24 protein-coding genes are annotated in these 19,780 nt (G+C 71.9%); 7 read left to right on the top strand and 17 right to left on the bottom strand.

Annotated elements, in window-relative coordinates; genetic code table 11:
- The coding region (locus HMPREF0063_RS12330; protein ID WP_007079012.1) for a helicase HerA-like domain-containing protein at positions 1–1,470 on the bottom strand (1,470 nt) is incomplete at its 3' end.
- A 48-nt stretch (positions 1,471–1,518) separates the two neighbouring features.
- Between HMPREF0063_RS12330 and HMPREF0063_RS12335 the strand changes: the two genes are divergently transcribed.
- Both HMPREF0063_RS12335 and HMPREF0063_RS12340 read left to right on the top strand, forming a co-directional pair.
- Positions 1,519–1,821: a type II toxin-antitoxin system VapB family antitoxin gene (locus HMPREF0063_RS12335; protein ID WP_007079013.1), complete on the top strand. Its 303-nt coding sequence runs from the start codon at positions 1,519–1,521 to the stop codon at positions 1,819–1,821.
- Positions 1,818–2,330: a LytR C-terminal domain-containing protein gene (locus HMPREF0063_RS12340; protein WP_007079014.1), complete on the top strand. Its 513-nt coding sequence runs from the start codon at positions 1,818–1,820 to the stop codon at positions 2,328–2,330. Before HMPREF0063_RS12335 ends, HMPREF0063_RS12340 begins: the two co-directional genes overlap by 4 nt.
- A gap of 1 nt (position 2,331) precedes the next feature.
- Here HMPREF0063_RS12340 and HMPREF0063_RS12345 read toward each other — a convergent pair whose 3' ends face one another.
- Entirely contained in the window at positions 2,332–3,810 is a 1,479-nt protein-coding gene (locus HMPREF0063_RS12345) for a potassium/proton antiporter (RefSeq protein ID WP_007079015.1), read from the bottom strand.
- Positions 3,811–3,916: 106 nt separating this feature from the next.
- On the opposite strand from HMPREF0063_RS12345, the gene HMPREF0063_RS12350 reads away from it, so the two are divergent.
- On the top strand, positions 3,917–4,732 hold the full coding sequence (locus tag HMPREF0063_RS12350) for an alpha/beta hydrolase family protein (RefSeq protein WP_007079016.1): 816 nt from the start codon (positions 3,917–3,919) through the stop codon (positions 4,730–4,732).
- 2 nt (positions 4,733–4,734) lie between these two features.
- Here HMPREF0063_RS12350 and HMPREF0063_RS12355 read toward each other — a convergent pair whose 3' ends face one another.
- Complete coding sequence (locus HMPREF0063_RS12355) at positions 4,735–5,676, bottom strand: permease prefix domain 1-containing protein (RefSeq protein ID WP_007079017.1); 942 nt, start codon at positions 5,674–5,676, stop codon at positions 4,735–4,737.
- Positions 5,673–6,014, bottom strand: a complete 342-nt coding sequence (locus tag HMPREF0063_RS12360) for a PadR family transcriptional regulator (protein WP_007079018.1) — start codon at positions 6,012–6,014, stop codon at positions 5,673–5,675. Before HMPREF0063_RS12360 ends, HMPREF0063_RS12355 begins: the two co-directional genes overlap by 4 nt.
- 129 nt (positions 6,015–6,143) lie before the next feature.
- On the opposite strand from HMPREF0063_RS12360, the gene HMPREF0063_RS12365 reads away from it, so the two are divergent.
- Positions 6,144–7,466 carry a TrkH family potassium uptake protein gene (locus tag HMPREF0063_RS12365; RefSeq protein ID WP_007079019.1) on the top strand — a complete coding sequence of 441 codons (1,323 nt, stop codon included), beginning with the start codon at positions 6,144–6,146 and terminating at the stop codon, positions 7,464–7,466.
- A 43-nt stretch (positions 7,467–7,509) separates the two neighbouring features.
- Here HMPREF0063_RS12365 and HMPREF0063_RS12370 read toward each other — a convergent pair whose 3' ends face one another.
- Together HMPREF0063_RS12370 and HMPREF0063_RS12375 are read right to left on the bottom strand one after the other, a co-directional pair.
- Complete coding sequence (locus HMPREF0063_RS12370) at positions 7,510–7,719, bottom strand: DUF6458 family protein (RefSeq protein ID WP_007079020.1); 210 nt, start codon at positions 7,717–7,719, stop codon at positions 7,510–7,512.
- A 72-nt stretch (positions 7,720–7,791) separates the two neighbouring features.
- Positions 7,792–7,983, bottom strand: a complete 192-nt coding sequence (locus HMPREF0063_RS12375) for a DUF6458 family protein (RefSeq protein WP_007079021.1) — start codon at positions 7,981–7,983, stop codon at positions 7,792–7,794.
- Between the two features lie 135 nt (positions 7,984–8,118).
- Here HMPREF0063_RS12375 and HMPREF0063_RS12380 point away from each other — a divergent pair, with 135 nt between their 5' ends.
- Entirely contained in the window at positions 8,119–8,781 is a 663-nt protein-coding gene (locus HMPREF0063_RS12380; RefSeq protein ID WP_040320271.1) for an enoyl-CoA hydratase-related protein, read from the top strand.
- 9 nt (positions 8,782–8,790) lie between these two features.
- On the opposite strand, the gene HMPREF0063_RS16630 is transcribed toward HMPREF0063_RS12380, so the two are convergent.
- Positions 8,791–10,890 carry a glycoside hydrolase family 16 protein gene (locus HMPREF0063_RS16630; RefSeq protein WP_007079023.1) on the bottom strand — a complete coding sequence of 700 codons (2,100 nt, stop codon included), beginning with the start codon at positions 10,888–10,890 and terminating at the stop codon, positions 8,791–8,793.
- Positions 10,891–11,101: 211 nt separating this feature from the next.
- Here HMPREF0063_RS16630 and HMPREF0063_RS12390 point away from each other — a divergent pair, with 211 nt between their 5' ends.
- Positions 11,102–11,401 carry a GNAT family N-acetyltransferase gene (locus HMPREF0063_RS12390; RefSeq protein WP_007079024.1) on the top strand — a complete coding sequence of 100 codons (300 nt, stop codon included), beginning with the start codon at positions 11,102–11,104 and terminating at the stop codon, positions 11,399–11,401.
- A 31-nt stretch (positions 11,402–11,432) separates the two neighbouring features.
- Here HMPREF0063_RS12390 and HMPREF0063_RS12395 read toward each other — a convergent pair whose 3' ends face one another.
- On the bottom strand, positions 11,433–11,774 hold the full coding sequence (locus HMPREF0063_RS12395) for a DUF1801 domain-containing protein (protein ID WP_007079025.1): 342 nt from the start codon (positions 11,772–11,774) through the stop codon (positions 11,433–11,435).
- Positions 11,775–11,822: 48 nt separating this feature from the next.
- Here HMPREF0063_RS12395 and HMPREF0063_RS12400 point away from each other — a divergent pair, with 48 nt between their 5' ends.
- Positions 11,823–12,164, top strand: coding sequence for a DUF2200 domain-containing protein (locus tag HMPREF0063_RS12400; RefSeq protein ID WP_007079026.1), 342 nt, complete (start codon positions 11,823–11,825; stop codon positions 12,162–12,164).
- Here the strand turns inward: HMPREF0063_RS12400 and HMPREF0063_RS12405 are convergent.
- The 9 genes from HMPREF0063_RS12405 to HMPREF0063_RS12445 form a co-directional block, all read right to left on the bottom strand.
- The gene (locus HMPREF0063_RS12405; protein WP_040320272.1) at positions 12,151–12,744 is read right to left on the bottom strand and encodes a TetR/AcrR family transcriptional regulator; all 594 of its coding nucleotides are present in this window, start codon (positions 12,742–12,744) and stop codon (positions 12,151–12,153) included. The genes HMPREF0063_RS12400 and HMPREF0063_RS12405 overlap by 14 nt on opposite strands.
- The gene (locus HMPREF0063_RS12410; protein WP_007079028.1) at positions 12,741–13,469 is read right to left on the bottom strand and encodes an ABC transporter permease; all 729 of its coding nucleotides are present in this window, start codon (positions 13,467–13,469) and stop codon (positions 12,741–12,743) included. Before HMPREF0063_RS12410 ends, HMPREF0063_RS12405 begins: the two co-directional genes overlap by 4 nt.
- Positions 13,466–14,182, bottom strand: coding sequence for an ABC transporter ATP-binding protein (locus HMPREF0063_RS12415; RefSeq protein WP_007079029.1), 717 nt, complete (start codon positions 14,180–14,182; stop codon positions 13,466–13,468). The genes HMPREF0063_RS12410 and HMPREF0063_RS12415 overlap by 4 nt, the downstream gene beginning before the upstream one ends.
- A 50-nt stretch (positions 14,183–14,232) precedes the next feature.
- Positions 14,233–15,018, bottom strand: a complete 786-nt coding sequence (locus tag HMPREF0063_RS12420; RefSeq protein ID WP_007079030.1) for a hypothetical protein — start codon at positions 15,016–15,018, stop codon at positions 14,233–14,235.
- Between the two features lie 65 nt (positions 15,019–15,083).
- Entirely contained in the window at positions 15,084–15,446 is a 363-nt protein-coding gene (locus tag HMPREF0063_RS12425; protein ID WP_007079031.1) for a DUF1330 domain-containing protein, read from the bottom strand.
- A 72-nt stretch (positions 15,447–15,518) separates the two neighbouring features.
- Positions 15,519–15,956, bottom strand: a complete 438-nt coding sequence (locus tag HMPREF0063_RS12430; protein WP_007079032.1) for a hypothetical protein — start codon at positions 15,954–15,956, stop codon at positions 15,519–15,521.
- A 38-nt stretch (positions 15,957–15,994) separates the two neighbouring features.
- Complete coding sequence (locus HMPREF0063_RS12435) at positions 15,995–17,239, bottom strand: oxidoreductase (protein ID WP_007079033.1); 1,245 nt, start codon at positions 17,237–17,239, stop codon at positions 15,995–15,997.
- Between the two features lie 548 nt (positions 17,240–17,787).
- Complete coding sequence (locus tag HMPREF0063_RS12440; protein WP_040320273.1) at positions 17,788–18,084, bottom strand: DUF2277 domain-containing protein; 297 nt, start codon at positions 18,082–18,084, stop codon at positions 17,788–17,790.
- Positions 18,085–18,117: 33 nt separating this feature from the next.
- Positions 18,118–19,780, bottom strand: a 1,663-nt coding sequence (locus HMPREF0063_RS12445; protein WP_007079035.1) for a cutinase family protein, incomplete at its 5' end; no start/stop codon positions are given.

Here is a 19,780-nt window from a genome sequence, read left to right on the forward strand (position 1 = left end):
GGGCGAGGCCGCGACCGCGGCCGCCACGTGCTCGGGCGGTGCCGGTTCCATCGAGCCCTGCGGGGCTCGCAGCCGGGTCCAGGCGACCGGCGTCGGGGCACCCTTCTCGCTCATGACGGTCACCACCGCCTCGCCGGTGGCGAGCTGGGTCAGGACCTCGGCGAGGTCGTAGGTCGAGTGCGGGTAGGTCGACACCGTGGCCCGCAGCGCCTTCGCGTCGTCGGGGGTGTGGGCCCGGAGCTGGTGCTGCACCCGGGACCCGAGCTGGGCCAGCACGTCCGCGGGGACGTCCTTGGGCGTCTGGGTGACGAACACGATGCCCACACCCTTCGACCGGATCAGGCGGACGGTCTGGGCCACGGTCTCGAGGAAGTCCTTCGACGCGTCGCGGAACAACAGGTGGGCCTCGTCGAAGAAGAACACGAGCTTGGGCCGGTCGAGGTCGCCGACCTCGGGCAGGTCGCTGAACAGCTGCGTCAGCAGGTGCATGAGAAAGGTCGAGAACAGGGCCGGCTGGTCATGGACCGACGGCAGCTCCAGCAACGAGACGATGCCGCGACCCTGCTCGTCGACCCGCAGGAAGTCCTCCGTGCGGATCTGCGGGGTGCCGAAGAAGACGTCGGCTCCCCCGTCGGCGAACCCGATCAGCTCGCGCAGGATCACGCCGGCGGTCGCCTTGGACAGCCCGCCGAGATCGGTCAGGTCGGCCTTGCCCTCCGCGCTCACGAGGTGCTGCACCGCGGCTCGCAGGTCGGCGAGGGTGACGAGCGGCCGGCCGGCCTTGCGGGCCCAGTGGAAGACCAGCGAGAGCGACGACTCCTGGGTCGTGTTGAGGTCCAGCACCCTGGCCAGCAGGACCGGCCCGAACGACTCCACGGTGGCCCGGACGGGCACACCCGTGCCGCGACCGCCGAGGGTGAAGAACTCCGTGGGGGTGCCGGCCGGCTCCCAGTCCTGCCCGATGCCGGCGCAGCGCTCGAGCAGCTTCGGGCTCGACTCCCCCGGGACCGACAGGCCCGACAGGTCGCCCTTGATGTCGGCGGCGAACACCGCCACGCCGGCGGCGCTGAGCTGCTCGGCCATCAGCTGCAGCGTGCGGGTCTTGCCCGTTCCCGTGGCGCCGGCGACCAGGCCGTGCCGGTTCAGCATGCCGACGGGGATGCGCACGGGCGCGGCAGGTTCGGGTTCGCCGTCGACGACGAGCACCCCCAGCTCCAACGCCGGCCCGTCGAAGGCGTAGCCGGCCTGCACGGTCTCGACGATCGAGGTCGGCTCGGGCACCGGCGCAGGCGCCGGCGCCGGCGCCGGCTCGGGCTCCCGGGCGGCGGTGGCGGCCTCCTGCGCAGCCGCGGCGAGCTCGTCGGCCCGCCTTCGCGCCTCGGCGGCCACCTGTTCGGCCTGCTCCGCGGCCTGTCGAGCAGCCTCCACCGGGTCGTCGGTCGGTCCGGACGTCACGCCACCGCTGCTCATGGCTGCAGGCTACCGATCCGCCGGGTCCGGGCTGTCTACACTGACCGGGTGATCTTCCGGCACGTGGGCGAGGGGCGGCCCTACCCCGAGCACGGACTCACCCCGGCGCAGTGGGCCGAGATCTCGCCCAGCCAGGTCCGCCTCGACGACCTCACCACCACCCGCACGCAGCTCGACCTCGCCCTGCTCCTGGACGCCGAGTCCACGTTCTACGGCGACCTGTTCGCCCACGTGGTGAGCTGGGAGGGCCAGTTCTACCTCGAGGACGGCCTGCACCGGGCCGTCCGGGCCGCCCTGCAGCAGCGCCACATGCTGCACGCCCGGGTCTTCACGATGGGACGCACCTCATGACCCGCCCGCACCCGTACCTCACCCTGCTCGCGGCCGTCCTGGTCATGGGAGCCGGGGTCCTGCTGGGCGTGCGGATGCTGACCTCCGCCGGCGAGGCCCAGGTCGCCGCGCCCACGTGCACCGACCGGGCGGTGGCCACCGGCGAGCCGCTCACCCCCAACCTGGTCCAGGTGAATGTCCTCAACGCCTCCGGCCGCGAGGGACAGGCCAACCGCGTCACCATCAACCTGCAGCGTCGCGGGTTCCTCGAGGGCGCCATCGCCAACAGCACCAGCGCGGTCGAGGTCCCCAACGTCACGATCCTCACCAGCGACCCGGAGGACCCGCGGGTCCAGCTCGTGGCCCAGCAGTTCGTCGGCGAGATCGCCTACGCCGAACCCGACATCCCCGTCGAGGACGGCGTCACGGTCATCATCGGAGACGGCTACCAGGACCTCAACCCCGAGGCTCCGACCGAGATCGTCTCGACCCGCGACCTGGCGATCTGCGTGCCGATCATCGACCTCTGACTCAGGCGCCCCATCCGGCGAGCCGGCCGTCGCGGGCCACCGCGCGGAGGCGACGCTCGACGGTGTCGCGCACGGCGCGGGGCGTGACGACGAGCAGCTCGTCGTGCACCACGATGCGGGCCGTCGGCAGCGGCACGAAGGTGTGGTCGCCCCGCACCACGAGCGCCACCGAGGCGCCCGCGGGCAGCCGGAGCTCACCCACCTCGACCCCGGCCAGGCGTGAGCCCGGGGCGACACCGATCTGGAGCAGGTCGGCCGAGAGCCGGTCGAGCGTCGAGGCCTCGACCTCCAGCTCCCGCACGTCGGTCAGGACCCGGCACCACCCGGCCAGCCAGTGCAACGGGGCAGCCTGCGCCAGCGTGTAGATGACCACGGCGACGAACACGATGTTGAACAGGTCGTCGGCGCCCTCGACCTCCGCGGCGAGCGGGATGGTCGCCAGGATGATCGGCACCGCGCCGCGCAGGCCGGCCCACCCGAGGAACAGCTGCTCGCGCCAGCCGATGCCGAACCACACGGCGCACACCGCCACCGACAGCGGACGGGCCACGAAGGTGAGGATGCCCCCGGCCGCGAGGCCGGTCCACAGGTGCACCCACGCGAACTCGTCGGGGCTGGCCAGCAGCCCGAGCATGACGAACAGGCCGATCTGCGCCAGCCAGCCGATGCCCTCGACGAACGATCGGGTGGCGGTGCGGTGCGGAAGCTCGGTGTTGCCGAGGACGACCGCGGCGAGGTAGACGGCGGCGAAGCCGCTGGCTCCGACGGCCGCCGCCGACCCGTACGCCAGGACGGCGAAGGCCAGCACCACCAAGGGGTACAGACCGGAGGCGGGCAGGGCGACCCGACGCAGCAACGTGCCGCCGAGCCACCCGATCGCGAGCCCCACCACGGCGCCGGCCACGAGCTGGAACACGATCAGGCCGATGAAGCTGCCGACCCCCCGCTCGGCGAAGTCGCCGGCGCTGATCGCGATCACCAGCACCACGATGGGGGCGTCGTTGAGACCCGACTCGGCCTCCAGCGTGCCGCTCACCCGGTGCCGCAGCGGCACGGTGCGGAGCACGGAGAACACGGCGGCCGCATCGGTGGGGGTCAGCACGGCGGCGAGCAGCACCGCGAGCTGCCACTCCAGGCCGAGCAGGTAGTGGGCCGCCGAGGCGACCACGAGCACGCTCACCACCGAGCCGAGCAGGGCCAGCAGGAGCCCCAGCCCGATCGCCGGGCGGACGTGCGACCAGTTGGTCGTGATGCCGCCCTCGGCCAGGATGAGGATGAGGGCCGCGAGGCCGAAGTTCAGGGCGAGGTCGGGGTCGTCGAACTCGATCCCCAGCCCCGAGCTGCCGAGCACCAGACCCAGCCCCAGGTACATGAGCAGCGAGGGGAGCCCGGCGAAGACCGACAGCCGGACGGCGAGGACCGCCAGGATCAGGACCGCGGATCCGACGAGCAGGAGGGTGTCGAGGTCTCGCACATCCACCTCGGCCCCCTCCTCATGTCGGTCCCCGCATCCTACCGGCCGCCCCGGGTGGCTCCCCCGTCGTTCTCGGCTGGCCCCGGACCTCCGGAGGCGCTTGCATGGAGCCATGCACCGTCGACAGCTCATCGCCGCAGCCGGGGCGCTCGCCCTCGCGGCGTGCGCGCCCGACCCCGACCGCAGGAGGCCCGACGACGTGGAAGAGCTGCGGTACGGATCCGATCGCTCGCAGTTCGCCGAGCTCAGCCGCACCGCGGCGGCGACCTCGCTCGGCGTCGTGGTCGTGATCCACGGCGGCTTCTGGCGAGACGGGTTCGACCTCTCGCTGGGACGACCGCTGGCCCGCTCGCTCGTCGAGGAGGGGTGGGACGTGCTGAACCTGGAGTACCGGCGCGTCGGTGGCGGCGGAGGCTTCCCGCAGACCTTCGACGACGTCGCCGACGGCATCGACCTGCTCGCGGAGACCGATCTCGCCACGGACCGGGTGATCACCCTCGGGCACTCCGCGGGGGGCCACCTGGCCGTGTGGGCCGCAGCGCTGGGCACGCTGCAGGACTCGCCGTGGGGGACGCCGCGGGTGCCGGTGACGGCGGCGGTCAGCCAGGCCGGCGTGCTGGACCTCGCCGGTGCGGCCGACGTGAACCTCGGTGGCGGAGCCGCCCAGGCCCTGATGGGCGGCCCGCCCGACGCCTCGTGGCGTCTCGCGGACCCGGCGCAGCAGGTACCGCTGCCCGTACCCGTGCGCTGCGTCCACGCGGCGGACGACCAGGTGGTGCCGATCGGGCAGTCCGCCGCGTACGTCGACCGGGCCAGGGCCGCCGGGGCCGATGCCGAGCTGGTCGAGGTGCCCGGCGACCACTTCAGCGTCATCGACACCGCCTCGGAGGCGTGGCGCTCCACCCTGACGGTGCTGCGCGACCTCTGACGTCAGGCGGACCGGCTGCGGAACGCCCGCCAGTAGCCGGTGGCCACGTCAGCCAGCATCGTCGCGACCGTCACGAGCACGACGACGTTCGACACGAGGTCGAGGTTCTCGCCCAGCCAGTCGAGCTCGCCGACGAAGGCCGGGTTGAACAGCTCCTCACGCGTGGTCAGCCACACCACGACCGCGGCGAAGGCGCCCGCGACGACGGCGTTGATGCCGGCGAACCCCATCGTCCAGCGACGGTTGCGGTAGACGGCGACCATGAGGGCAGACTCCGCGAGCAGGAGCACCACCACGAGCGGCAGCCACGACGACCACAGGTCGGGGTCGATCACGGCGATCCTCTCGTCACCACCGATCGGCGACAGGAACTGCTGCCACGCCAGGGCCCCGACCACGAGGAGCGGGAAGACCACAGCGGCCACGGCGTCCGTGAGGCTGACGTCGGAGTCGGCAGGGACCTCCGGCAGGTCGTCGACCGTCCATCCCGGCAGCCCGTCGGGTCCCCCGAAGCGGTCGAGCAGGGCGAAGCCGAGGGTGACCCAGAAGGCGATCTGGAACCCGACCTGGAAGAACGCGCCGAAGAAGGCGCTGATGACGTCGCCGGCGTCGGCCGAGGCGTCCGCCCCCGCGATGACGGCCACGACGACTCCCACCGTCGCCGGCACCCAGGCCAGCAACGTCAGCATCAGGCGCCACCACACGAGGTAGTAGGTCGGGCCGATCAGATGGAGCGTGCGGTCGGTGTAGGTGGCGGCCAGGCGGGCCGGGTCACCGAGCTCGGTCAGCACCGCCCGTTCGGCGGCGGCGCGCGACTGCCCCTGGTCGACGCGGTCGTCGACCATGTCGGCGATCGAGCCGCCGAGCTCGGCGGCGACGTCCGCCCGTCGGTCCTCCGGGACGGCCCGGGTGACGGCGTGCACGTAGCGGGTCGGGAGCGTCATGGTCGGACTCCTTCGGTGAGGGTGGCGAGGGATGTGCGGAGGGCGTCGAGATCGGCGAGCAGCGTGCTCAGCAGCGACTCGCCCTCCTGGGAGGTGCGGTAGAACTTGCGCGGCCGACTCTCGGCGGTGTCCCACTCGCTGGTGAGCAGGCCCTGGTCCTCCAGGCGACGGAGCAACGGGTAGAGCGTGTTGGCGTCGACCTGGAACCCGTGCTCGGCCAGGGTCTGCAGGAGCCCGTAGCCGTAGCCGGGGGTCTTCAGGGCCGTCAGGCTCGCGACGACGATCGTGCCGCGTCTGAGCTCCTGCAGGTGACCACGTACGAGGTCGTCCGGTTCCATGCCCTGCACATTACTGTGTGTCACACACTATGACAAGTCACCCACCATCACACCCGTGCGCGGGATCACCTCGCCGCCGCCCTGCAGCAGGCGTAGGGTGACGTCCGGCCCGATCACCGGGGAGGTGGAATGAATCGCTGGCTGACCCCGGTCCGGGTGGTCCCTGCGGCGTTCCTCGTCACGATCACCATCGGCACGGTGCTGCTGTCCCTGCCGATGTCGACCACCGGGCGGGGCCGCGGTGACCTCCTCGACGCCCTGTTCACCTCGGTGTCCGCCGTGTGCGTCACGGGACTCACCTCCGTGGACACCGCCACCTACTGGACGCCCACCGGTCAGGCGATCATCCTCGCGCTGATCCAGGTCGGCGGGTTCGGCATCATGACCCTGGCGTCGGTCCTGCTGCTCACGATCGGCCGCAACCTGGGGCTGCGCAACGGACTGATCGCCCAGACCGAGACCCACGCGGTCGACCTCGGCGACGTCCGGTCACTGGTGCGCCGCCTGGCCGTCATCGTGCTGGTCGTCGAGACCGTGATCATCGCGATCCTCGTCCCGCGGTTCCGCCTGGTGTACGACGACGACCTGCCGACCGCGGTCTGGCACGCGGTGTTCCACGGCATCTCGGCGTTCAACAACGCCGGGTTCGCCCTGTACTCCGACAACCTGGTCGGGTTCGTCGACGACCCGTGGATCATGCTGCCGCTGTGCCTCGCGGTGGTGATCGGCGGACTCGGGTTCCCCGTCGTCGGCGAGATCGTCCGACGTGGCCGGCGGCGGTGGAGCGTCCACACCCGCATCACCGTCTACGGGTCGCTGATGCTGCTGGTCGTCGGCGTCGTCGGGTTCGGCATCGCCGAGTGGAGCAACCCGGCCACGATCGGGGGGCTCGACACCGGCGGCAAGCTCATCGCCTCGGTCACCGGCGGCGTGATGCCCCGGACGGCCGGCTTCAACTCCATCGACTACAGCGCCGCGACCTCCGAGAGCCTCATGCTCACCAACATGCTGATGTTCATCGGCGGCGGCAGTGCCGGCACGGCGGGCGGCATCAAGGTCAGCACGTTCATCCTGCTGGGGGTCGTCATCTGGAGCGAGCTGCGGGGCGAGCAGAGCGTGGGCATCTACGGCCGCGCGATGCCCAGCTCGCTGCAGCGCCAGGCCCTGACCGTCGCTCTGCTGGCCGTCGGGGTCGTGATGGCGGGAACCATGGCGATGATGATCACGACCGACTACACCTTCGAACCGCTGTTGTTCGAGTCGGTGTCGGCCTTCGCCACCGTGGGCCTGTCGACCGGCATCACCTTCGACCTGCCGGCATCCGGGGAGATCGTGCTGATCCTGCTGATGTTCGTGGGCCGGGTCGGGGTCGTGACGGTGGGGGCCGCGTTGGCGCTGTCGCACCGCCACCGCCGCTACACCCTGCCGGAGGAGCACATCATCGTGGGCTGACCACCACCCCGGTGGACCGGGGTGGTGGTCGGTGCCGCGCGGCTCAGCGCAGCGGCGGGTCCCGAGGGTCGCGCCCGTCCAGCCGGTCGCGACGCTGGGTGCCGATGATGAGCGAGGCGACGAGGCCCACGGCACCCACGGCCATCATGATGTAGCCGGCCGCGACGAGGTCGACCGCCTCGATGTTGTCGCGCACGGCGAACGACAGGATCGCTCCGACCGCGATGAGGGCGAGGGAACTTCCGATGTACATGGTGCGCCTTCCGTTGGGGGGTGTCCCGGGACGGGTTCCCCTTTCGGACCGGCGCAAACCCCTGCGGTGCGGTCAGCGAGGGCCGGGGTCACGGGGGTCACGGCGCGACGTGCCGACGACCAGGGACACCACCAGCCCGAGCGCGCCCACCGCCATCAGGATGTAGCCGGTGGTGATCACGTCGATCGCCTCGAAGCTGTCCCGCACGGCGAACGACAGGATCGCGCCGACGGCGAGCAGGGCGAGGGAGCTTCCGATGTACATGGTGTGCCTTCCGGGAGGGATCACGACACTGTGTCCCGTCGGCTTCACCACCGCAAGCCCGGGCCGGTTGAGCGGACCCACGCTCAGGGTGCTCTACTGACCGCGACGACGGACGGTACGACCGAGAGGACCCCCATGCCCCACCTGACACAGGACGGTCCGGTCTGGACCCTGGACCTCGGGGACGACGAGAACCGCTTCAGCCCCGACTGGATCGACCGGACCGAGGAGATCCTCGCGGAGGTCGCCGCGTCGACCGAACCGGCCGCACTGGTGACCACGGGCTCCGGCAAGTTCTTCTCCAACGGCCTGGACCTGGACTGGCTCGGCGCCCACCCCACCGAGATGGGCTCGTACGTGCAGAAGGTGCACGGCCTGTTCGCGACCGTGCTGAGCCTGCCGGTGCCGACCGTGGCAGCGGTCAACGGTCACGCCTTCGGTGCCGGCGCCATGCTCGCGATGGCCCACGACTGGCGGGTCATGCGGGACGACCGCGGGTTCCTGTGCTTCCCCGAGGTCGACATCCTCATCCCCTTCACCCCGGGGATGGCGGCGTTGATCCAGGCGAAGGTGACGCCGCGCACCGCCGTCGACGCCATGACGACCGGCCGCCGCTACGGCGGACCGGACGCGCTCGCCGCCGGCCTGGTCGACGCGACCGCCAGCCTGGACGACCTGCCCGGTGCCGCCGCCGACCTGGTCCGCGACCTCGCCGGCAAGGACCGTCCGACCCTGAAGGCGATCAAGGACGAGATGTTCGCCGGACCGCTGGCCGCCCTGCGCCAGCCGCAGGCCTGACGGGCCGGTTCACGACCACGCCCGCACGTAGTCGATCCTCAGCGTCGCGTCCTCGAACGTGGCGCCGGCCGCGAGGGCATTGGGCCCGGACCCCAGCATCTGGGTCAGGTTGATGTTGTAGGGGCGGTCGAACGGAGCACTGCCCAGCAGCGGCGCCAGCGGGCTGATGAGGTGGTCGACGCAGGTCTGGCCGTCGATCTTCACCGTGATCCGCGCCGGCGTCCACTCCACGGCGTAGAGGTGGAAGCTCGACGGGTCGTAGACGTAGCACTCGTTGTTGGTCCGGGTCGCCCACGACAGCAGCGAGTTGTAGTGGATCGCCGGGATGATCCGGTCGGGGTACTGGGAGTAGAACTCCGCGATGTCGATCTCTCCCGACCCGGGCCAGGTGCCGTAGTAGGTGGGGTCGTCGGGCACCATCCACAGGGCCGACTGCAGGCCCGGGCCGGCGGTCTGCGGCATCGCGGCACGGATCTCGAACCGTCCGAAGGTCTGCGAGAACGTCCCGAGGCTCGTGACGGCCGCCGAGGTGACGTTCGTGGTGATCGGGCCGTCCCGGTGCTCGCAGGTGACCGGCTCGTCCTCCTGCCGCGTGGTCAGTGACAGGACGCCCGAGGCGACGGTCATGTTGTTGCCGTCGCCGAGGAAGCAGTCCCCGTAGCTGAAGTCGGACTCCTCCGTCGTGACCGGGCTCCACTTGGTGGTGTCCAGGGCCGTGCCACGGAAGTCGTCGACGAAGGTGCAGGTCCACGGTGTGCCGTCGGCCTTGAGCAGCTCGGGACCGCACGACGGGCCCGGCGGCGGCTCCTCCGGGTCGGGGTCGGGGACGTCCTGCGCGGCGTCGTACTGCGCCTGGGCGTCGGCCTCGGCCTGCGCCAGCGCGATGGGCCGCGCCTCGGCCGCGGCGATGGCCTGCGCCTCGTCCCGCGCGAGGGCGTGGGCGTTGATGACGGCCCAGTAGTAGGCCTCCCAGTGGGTGGACTTCGTGGCGGTGCCGGTGGCCGTGGCCGTGGCCGTCGCCGTGGCGGATCCGGTCCCGACGAAGTCGCCGATCGTGACCGACTCGTTCACGGTCACGGTCTCGGTCTGGGTCCACTCGTGCGAGTAGCTGTACCCCTGGAGCGACGCGTCGTACTTGGCCTGCGCGTCGGCCAGCGCCGCTGCCCGGGCGATCGGTCGCGCCTGCGCATCGGCCGATGCCTTCGCCTCGGCCTGCGCGGCGTAGAACGCGTCGTACGAGGCCCAGTAGTACGCCTCCCAGTGCGTGGGCTTGCGGACCGTGCGGGTCGCCGTGGCCGTCGCGGTCGCCGTGGCCGTGCCGTACCCCACGTGACCGTTCAGCGTCACGAACTCCTCGACCTTCACGGTCTCGGTCCGTGTTGCCGTGGCGGTGTACTCCACCCCGGCCGCCGCCGCATCCGCCTTCGCCTGCGCGTCGGCCTGCGCCGCCGCGAGCGCGATGGGCCGCGCCTGCGCATCGGCCGATGCCTTCGCCTCGGCCTGCGCCGCGTAGAAGGCGTCGTACGAGGCCCAGTAGTACGCCTCCCACTGGGTGGGCTTGCGCACCGTGCGGGTCGCCGTGGCCGTCGCGGTCGCGGTCGCCTTGCCGTACCCCACGTGCACCCCCAGCGTCACCCACTCCTCAGCCGTCACCGTCTCGCTCCGCGTGGCCGTCGCGGTGTACTCCACCCCGGCCGCCGCCGCATCCGCCTTCGCCTGCGCGTCGGCCTGCGCCGCCGCGAGCGCGATCGGCCGGGCCTGCGCATCGGCCAACGCCTTCGCCTCGGCCTCTGCGGCGTAGTAGGCATCGGAGGAGGCCCAGTAGAAGGCCTCCCACTGGGTGGGCTTGCGCACCGTGCGCGTCGCCGTCGCGGTCGCGGTCGCCGTCGCCTTGCCGTACCCCACGTGCACGCCCAGCGTCACCCACTCCTCGACCGTGACGGTCGAGGTGACCGTCCGGGTGTCGGTCCACTCGTACTCGGCCGGCGGGGTCGTGGCGGCCGACGCAGGGCCGCCCATCAGGCCGGCGGCCACGACGACCGACAGGAACAGGCTGGTGACGACCCGGAGCGCCGGTGGTACGCGGCGGGGCGTGGTGGTGACGGACATGCGAGTCTCCCTCTCGTTCAAGGACAGACCACCCGCGCGACCTCGGTCGAGATCGGCCCCGACCGCCCTCCCAAGCGGACCAGGACCCGGACTCTCCTCTTCCAGCAAGGTAGCAGTGACGCAGGGCACATGACCAGGACTTTGGTCCCGATACCCCGCGGCCACGTAGCATCGACGGACCACGCACCGACACGGCCTCCGGGGAGACCACATGATCACCGTCACCGACCACGCCGAGGCGAGCCGCTTCGAGGCGCACGACGGCGAGACCCTCGCCGGCTTCGCCGACTACCTGCGCACGGGCGAGCTGATGGCCTTCACCCACACCGAGGTCAGGTCGGCCTACGAGGGCCAGGGCGTGGGCTCACTCCTCGCGCGGGCCGGCGTCGAGGCTGCCGAGGCCGAGGGCGTGAAGGTCCTGGCCATCTGCCCGTTCATCTCCGGCTGGCTGGCCCGGCACCCCGACCTGGCCCACCTGGAGTACCGGGCCCACAGCACCGTCGTCGACTGACCCGGGCTGCCGCTGCCCGACCGGGCCGTGGTCAGCCGCGGTTGACGTCGACCGCCCGGCGCACCAGGGCGACGAAGGCATCACGGTCCAGCGGGTCGGACTCGCCCAGGTCGACCGCACGGCGGGTCCCGCCGTTCGGACTCGGCGTGAACAGCCCGGTCGGATCAGCGACCGCCGCACCACGCGCGAAGGTCACCTTGACCTTGTCCCGATAGGTCTCGACGGTGCACAGCAGGCCCGAGCACGAGAACGTCGGCACCCCGTCGGGGTTCGAGGCCTTGCGCCACTTGATCTCCTCGACCGCGTCCGGGGCCGCCTCGAGGATCAGGCCACGGAGGGTGTCGACCAGACCGGCACGCCAGTCGTTCGTCATGCGCGGGACTCTACCCCCGGAGGCGACGAGGGTGACTACGATCGCGGGATGCACCGGATCTTCGCCACCGGCGTCAGCTCGGTCTACGTCCACTACGTCACGAAGGTGGAGCGCAAGGGACGCACGCAGGCCGAGCTCGACGAGGTGATCTGCTGGTTCACCGGTCTCGACGAGCCGGCGCTGCGCGCCCACCTGGAGGCCGGAACGACCTTCGAGGACTTCTTCGCCGAGGTTCCCCTCACACCGCACACCGCGCTGATCACCGGCGTCGTCTGCGGGGTGCGGGTCGAGGAGGTCGAGGACCCGCTGATGCAGAAGATCCGCTGGCTGGACAAGCTCGTCGACGAGCTCGCCAAGGGCAAGGCCATGGAGAAGGTCATCCGCGCCTAGGGTCGACCAGCGCCTGCACCGTCGGACCGACGAGCTCGACCACGGACTCGATCGGCGCGTCGGTCACACCCGGGAGCCGGGCCACGTACCGCACGGTCGCGAGGCCGATCATGGTGCTCGCGACCAACGTGGCCCGCAGCTCCACCTCGGGCCCCTCCAGCACCTCGGACAGCGCCCCGACCACGATGTCGCGGGCGGCGGCCATCGCCGGCGACTCGGCGTCGGGTCCGGTGCCGAGATTCGTGCGGAACAGTGCGCTGAACGTGTCCCGGTGCGGGTCCCACGTCTGCAGGAAGGTGCGCACCAGTCGGTCGCCGAGGCCGTCGGCCCCGCCGGCCACCACCGACGCGATGCGCTCCACGGGGTCGACCGGCAGCTCGAGGGTCGCGACCAGCAGGCCGGCCTTGCCACCGAAGTAGTGACCGATGAGGGAGACGTTGACCCCCGCCTCGGTCGCGACGGAGCGCAGCGACGTGGCCGCGAAACCGCGAGCGGCGAACTGGGACCGTGCGGCGGCGAGGATGGCCTCGCGGCCGTCGCCGCCGCCACCGGTCGGTCGGCCCCGCCGCCTCGGGGTCACGGCGTCCTGCGCCGCAGGGTCAGCGACGCGCCCGCCACGGCCACGACGCAGCACCCCACGAGGACGGCGAGATCGGAGGCGAGTCCGGCGGTGAAGGTGCTCGACCGGGTCACCTCGGTGATGGCGTCGGTCGCGTAGCTCAGCGGGAGGACGTCGGAGATGCGGTGCAGCACGTCAGGCATCGTCGCACGCGGGACCAGCAGTCCTCCGAGAAGGATCTGCGGCAGCACGACCACGGGCATGAACTGCACGGCCTGGAACTCCGTGGTGGCGAAGGCCGACACCAGCAGCCCGGTCGCGGTCCCGAGCACAGCTGACACCACGGCGAACAGACCCAGCGTCCACGGCTGGTCGATGTCCAGGCCGAGGAACCAGATCGCCACGGCCGAGCAGACGGCCGCCTGCACCAGCGCGGCCGCGCCGAGGGCCAGGGCGTAGCCGGAGATCAGCTCCCCGCGGCGCAGCGGGGTGGTCAGCAGCCGTTCGAGGGTGCCGGAGGTGCGCTCGCGGACCATCGTCACCGAGGTGATGAGGAACATGATCACGAAGGGGAAGAGCCCGAGCATCTGCGGCCCGACCCGGTCGAACACGGTCGGCTGCGCGTCGAAGATGTAGCGGAACAGCACCAGCAGGAGTGACGGGACGACGACGATCATCGCCACGCTGCGTCGGTCGTGGCCGAGCTGCTGCAGCACCCGCCGGGCGGTCGCGACGGTGCGCCTCATGCCGCGCTCCGCTCGGCCAGCAGGAGGAAGGCCTCCTCGAGGTCGTCGGTGCCCGCCGCCGAGCGCAGCTCGTCGGGGGTGGCGCGGCTCAGCAGCCGACCCTCGCGCAGCAGCAGCACCAGGTCGCAGCGGGCCGCCTCGTCCATCACGTGGCTGGACACCAGCAGGGTCGTGCCACCGTCCGCGAGTCGGCGGAACAGGTTCCACAGGTCGCGTCGCAGGACGGGGTCGAGGCCGACCGTGGGCTCGTCGAGCAGCAGCAGCTCGCAGTCGGTGAGCAACGCCGCGGCGAGGGACACCCGGGTGCGCTGGCCGCCGCTGAGGCTTCCGGTGAGCGTGTCGGCCTGGCTGTCGAGGCCCACCTGCCGCATCGCCGCCTCCGCGGCGTCGCGGCCGACACCGGACAGGTCGGCGAAGTAGGCCAGGTTCTGCCGGACGGTCAGGTCCGGGTACACCGAGCTGGCCTGGGTGACGTAACCGACCCGGGCGCGGTTGGCCGGGGCGCCGGCCGGCTCGCCGAGCACGGTGACCGTGCCCGACCTCACGACCTGGATGCCGGCGATGGCCCGGATGAGGGTCGTCTTGCCGCAGCCGCTGGGGCCGAGCAGTCCGGTGATGCTGCCGCGCGGGACCGTCAGACTGAGCCCGGGCAGCACGTGAGCCGTCCCCCGGACGACGTGGAGGTCCTCGACCTCGATCGCGTTATTGATCATGTGTTTAATATGATCGTCCGGGCGCTCCTTGTCAACGGGGTGCGACCGGCTCAGGGGACGATGCCGCGCGGACCTCGCAGCCGTCGGCGTGCCGCGCCCACGACCACCAGCAGCCCGACCGCCGCCGCCACGGCGATCGTGGTGATCGTGGCGGAGCGGTCCGACCCACCGGCGACGGTGATCGCGACCATCGCCCACACCCCGGCAGCGGCGTAGGCCGGGTTGGCTCCTGCCGCCAGCAGCACGGCGACCAGGGTGGCCACGGCGACGACGAGCACGCCGATCTGCCAGCCGGAGTCGGTCGCGTCCAGCAGGTCGATGCTGACCGCGGCGGTCGACAGGTTGAGGAAGACCGCCACCGAGACCCAGCCGGCGTACAGACCGATGGTCACGCGGGTCAGGACCTCGGCCCATGCCGGGGACACGATGGCGCGAGCGGCGACCACCACCCCGTCGACCGCTGCGACGGTCATCACCAGCAGGGCTGCTGCGGTGGCCACGCTGCTGTCGAGACCCGCCAGCCCGACCCACGCCGCAGCCCCGAGGTAGAGGACGAGCTGGTCGATCTGCAGTCGGCGCGGGACGAGGCCGGGACCGCGGACGAGGACCACGACGGCGTGGACGACCGCGAGGGCGTAGATGACGCCCCAGATCGAGAACGCCCAGCTCGCCGGCGTGATCAGCAGGTCGGGACCGCCGCTGCCCGGCGCACTGCCCGGCCCGGCGATCGTGACGAGCGGCGCCACCACCTGCAGGACGGCGGCCGCCAGCACGGCCCAGCCGAGGGATCGGTGGTCAGCGGTCGTGAGGGTGTCGTGGTCGTGGGTGGAGTTCATCCCGGGCTCGTACCCGGACGGGCGGCCGTCGAACCGGGCCCGTCCCCGTCACCCGGACGGCACGGTCAGCCCCAGGGCGAGGTGGCCTGCAGCACGGCTTCCTCGAGCGCCTCGGTGCGCAGGTGCGTGATGCCCTGGTAGTCGGGGTCGGCGACCATCTGCGAGAACGCCGCGCGCGACGGGTACCGCACGAGCAGCACGGCGTCCCACCCGCTGCCGTCGGCCGGCACCAAGGAGGTGCCGCACTCCCCCGCGTAGACCACGGAGCCACCGACCTTCGCGAGGAACGGCTGGATCTCCCGCGAGTACGAGGCGTAGGACGCCCGCCCCTCGGGCCGGAACCGGAGCAGGTTGAGCATCACGACCTCGCCTCCCGGATCCTCGGTCAGGTAGCGCTTCAGGTCGTGTCCGGTCGGGTCGACTGCCACGTCGTCCTGCCTTTCGTCGGAGGTTCGTCGGAGGTTCGTCGGTCCAGCGTGCACCCTGGCGAGCGCGGAGCCTCACACGCCCGGTTCGGCACCTGCGGCCAGCTGCCAGACACCGCGTTCACGGATCGGGTCGAGGAGACCGTCGTCGACCATGTTCTTGCGCTCGAACCGGGCCGCCCGATGCCACCGGACCTCGCCCTGCACGAGGTCGTGGTCCCCCGGCCGGAAGCCGGCGCTCATCCGCCGCTCGACCTCGGCCAGGATCTCGTCGGCGCTGCCCGCCCCGGCCAGGTCCTGCAACACCTCGATGATGACGGGGCGGAAGGCGGCCGGCGGGGTCCAGTTGGCGGCCGCCACCCGCCGGCTCTCGACACGCGGCTGGGCGCGGCTCTTCCGGGGCGCCGCCGACGTGGCCCTGGCCGCTGCGGGCTTGGCCGGCACCACCGGCTCCGGGCGACCGTGGACACATTGCTCGAGGGGAAGATCGCACAGGTCGCAGTAGAGGCTCACGACCCCAGTGTGGCGGACCGGGTTCAGCGACCTCGCCGTCAGGCGCCGAGGCTCCGGACCAGCCGGTCACGACGGCGCCGGGCACTGAGCCCGCGGCCGAGCTCACCGGTGACGAAGCGGGTGGCGGCGACGGCGGCGTTGAGGCTGGGTTTGACCTCCTGGCCGGCCCCCATCCGGCCGATCTGGGACTCGTACCACTCCGACTCACCGGCGAAGCCGATCGCGGTGGGCAGGGTGTAGCGGGGCAGGGTCGTGCCCGCGGCACCCGCGAGCAGCTTCGCCGTGAGGTCGGGGTCGATCGCCAGCGGGCGACCGAGGCCGATCAGGTCGACCCCACCGTCGTCGAGCAGCGCCTCCATGACCGACCGGGTGCGGATGCCGCCGGTCAGCATGATGGGGACCCCGGCGGCGGCGCTGCGCGCACGCCGCGCGAAGGCTGCGAAGTAGGCCTCCTTGGCGTTGGACCCGGACCCCAGCTCCTCCACCTCACCGAACAACGCCGGGCTCTCGTAGGTGCCGCCGGAGATCTCGATCAGGTCGACCCCCTCGGCGACCAGCATCCGGATGACCTCCTCGGCGTCGTCCTCGGTGAACCCGCCGTGACGGAAGTCCGAGGAGTTCAGCTTGACGCCCACGGTGAACCCGGACCCGGTGCTGGCCCGGGCGGCTCGCACCGCCTCGACCAGCGCCCGGGCGCGGCCGGCCACGTCGCCGCCCCACGCGTCGGTGCGCTGGTTGACGTGCGGCGACAGGAACTGCGCCAGCAGGTAGCCGTGGGCCGCGTGCACCTGCACCCCGTCGAGGCCTGCCTGCTCGCAGAGGGCCGCCGCCGTGCCGAAGCCCGCGACGATCCGCTCGATCTCGACGGCCTCGAGGGCGCGCGGGCGCGCGAACATGCCCATCATCGGCACCGCGGCGCTGGCGCTCGGGGCCACCGGGGTGGAGGCGAGGAACCGGTTGGTCTGGCGGCCCGGATGGTTCAGCTGCGCGATGACGGCGCAGCTGCTGGCCGCGTCACGCACCCGACGCAGCCGCTCGACGTCCAGGTGCGCGTCGGCCACGATGTTGCGGCTGCGCTCCAGGAAGCGTCGGTCGACCATCAGGTTGCCGGTGACGAGCAGGCCGCCGGCCGCGCCCTGGGCCCACCGCCGGTAGAGCGTCTCGTGCCGGGTCGTGGGCTGGTTGTCGGCGTCGGACAGGTTCTCGGTCATCGCCGCCTTCACGATGCGGTGCGGCAGTTCCAGTCCGCTGGGCAGGGTCAGCGGGGTGTCGAGCTGGGTCACGGGGGCTCCTCAGGGGTCCGCACGATGCTCTCACGGTGCGTCGCCGGGCACCGGTCGTTCGCCAGCCCGCCCCGGTGTTCGCGTGAGCGAAGCTGATCCGTTCGCCAGCCCGAGCTTGCGAGGGCGTGAGCGCAGCGAGGCGAACCCACGCAAGTGAGTCGCCTCGGGCTCCGCCCTCACGGTCGCTGCGCTCCCTGGCGACCGCGAGGGGTGGTTTCGAGGCTGCTCGTTCCTCGCAGCACCTCAACCACCGAGGATGCGACCATGCGTTCGGCAGCCCGAGCTTGCGAGGGCGTGAGCGCAGCGAGGCGAACCCCACCCGAGTGAATCGCCTCGGGCTCCGCCCTCACGGTCGCTCCGCTCCCTGGCGACCACGAGGGGTGGTTTCGAGGCTGCTCGTCCCTCGCAGCACCTCAACCACCGACCACGCGCGACCATGCGTTCGCCAGCCCGAGGAACGAGGGCGTGAGCGCAGCGAGGCGAACCCCACGCGAGCGTCGCCTCGGGCTCCGCCCTCACGGTCACTCCGCTCCCTGGCGACCACAGGATCACGACTCGGCGGTCCGGAGGCGGACCTCGCGCTCCATCCGCTTCTCGTGCCGTTCGCGGCCCTTGATCGCCTCTCGCTCACGACTCCTCGGCGGCGCCTTGGTGACCAGGTCGTCGAGCAGGCGACGCGTCGCCAGGGCGATCTCGTCGACGGCACGGTCGAACGCCGGCGTGTTGGCCTGCGACGGTCGGGTCGACCCACTGACCTTCCGGACGAACTGCACGGCCGCCTCACGGACCTCGTCATCGGTCGTCGGCGGATCGAAGTTGTGGAGCACGCGAATGTTCCGGCACATCCCGCGACGGTAGTCCCCACCGGTACAGCTCGATCAGTCCTCCGGCAGATCGGCCGCCACCCGTGCGCCCTGCCAGACGGCGACGGACTGCAGGTCCTCGGTCGAGTAGGTGAGGTGAGGTCCCATCGTGGCGCCCGGCCGGAACGCGCACACCACGTCGCCCTGACGGCACAAGGTGATGGTGCGCGCTGCCGCCCACGGGGGAATCGGGGCGTCGATCCCCGGGTAGAACCCGGTCCACGACCCGGAGGCGTCCCGCACCCCGTCGACCGCCGGAACACCGGCGGACTGCCAGAGCGTCTCGGTCGACCCGGCGACACGGGCAGGGTTCGCGAGCAGCACCACGCCGGCGATGCGGTCCCGCTCGTGCTGCTCGACGAGCGTCGGCAGCGCCATGTGGAGGACCAGCGCGCCCTGGGACGCACCGATCAGGACGAACCGCGACGACGGGCACCGGACGGCCTCGGCCTCGACCAGCTGCCGCACCTTGTCGACGCCGTCGAAGACGCTGTCGACGAACATCCCGTAGTCCACGTCCGGGTCGTAGGTCGGTACTCGCAGGGCGAGGTACTGCACGGCCACCAGCTTGACGGTGGCGGAGGGCCGCTGCTGCCTGATCCGTTCGACGACGGTGGTGGCGATGGTGTGGTTGGGGACGCCGAACCCGATCTCGTCGGACCAGAACAGCGCCGGGGTGGACGGGTCAGGCCCTTGGGGGAACTCCCCCGATCCGCGGACGCCCACCAGGACGACGTCGCGGCAGTCCGCCACCAACGGCGGCGGTTGCGGTGCGGCCACCGGCGGGCGCGGGGGTGCGCTGTAGCCGGCCCACGGCAGGAGCGCGACGTTCTCGCCATGGACGGCGATCCCGGTGCCGAACGGGGACGGGCCGCTGGGGGACCCCCAGTCCACGGACCTGGCGTCGAAGGCGTGGTCGGCTCGGACGCCGACGGCGCAGTCGCGCACCGAGCCGGTGAAGGTGCCGTCGACCGGCCCGCTCGCGACCACGCACTCCGTCGATCGGGTGATCGCGGTGCTCGACAGAGCGACCTCTGCCGCCGTGTGGGTGGTCCCTGTCGCCGTGACCGCGGTGTCGGCGTACGAGACGCGCGCGTGCTCCATCACCAGACTCCCGGTGGGACCGACGTCCACCCCGGCGAAGTCACCGGCTTCCGGCGAGCTCTCCGCCCCGTCCCCATTGGTGTCGCCCTCCGCCGTGTCGTCCCGGTCCGACGTCAGGACGACCGGTTCGGCCGCGGTCCCGTCGACCCGCACGGCGCCGTCGACCCGCAGGCCGCGGCCCGGCGCGAACTTCACCACCGTCCCGGGGAGCAGGGTCAGGGTCACGCCGTCAGCCACCGTGACGTCACCGACGACGCGATGGACCGCCGCCCGACCCGGACCCCAGACGGTGTCGGTCGAGACCGTGCCGGAGACGTCCCGCACCGCTTCGACCACGGGTGGTGTGGGTGGAGGGTCGTCGACCCCCGCCAACCGGTACAGGAACGCCGCCATCTGCTCCCGCAACACCGGAGCCGACGGATCGAACCGCACCGCACCGTCCCCGCCCACATACCCCCGCGAGATCTCCTCCTCCGCCAACCACGCCATCTCGTCGTAGAACACGTGCGACGTCGACACATCCACGAACGGCGACCGCACCGGCCCCACGAACGCCGGCTCACCCGCCAACCGG

Source organism: Aeromicrobium marinum DSM 15272 (assembly GCF_000160775.2).
GTDB classification, from domain to species: domain Bacteria; phylum Actinomycetota; class Actinomycetes; order Propionibacteriales; family Nocardioidaceae; genus Aeromicrobium; species Aeromicrobium marinum.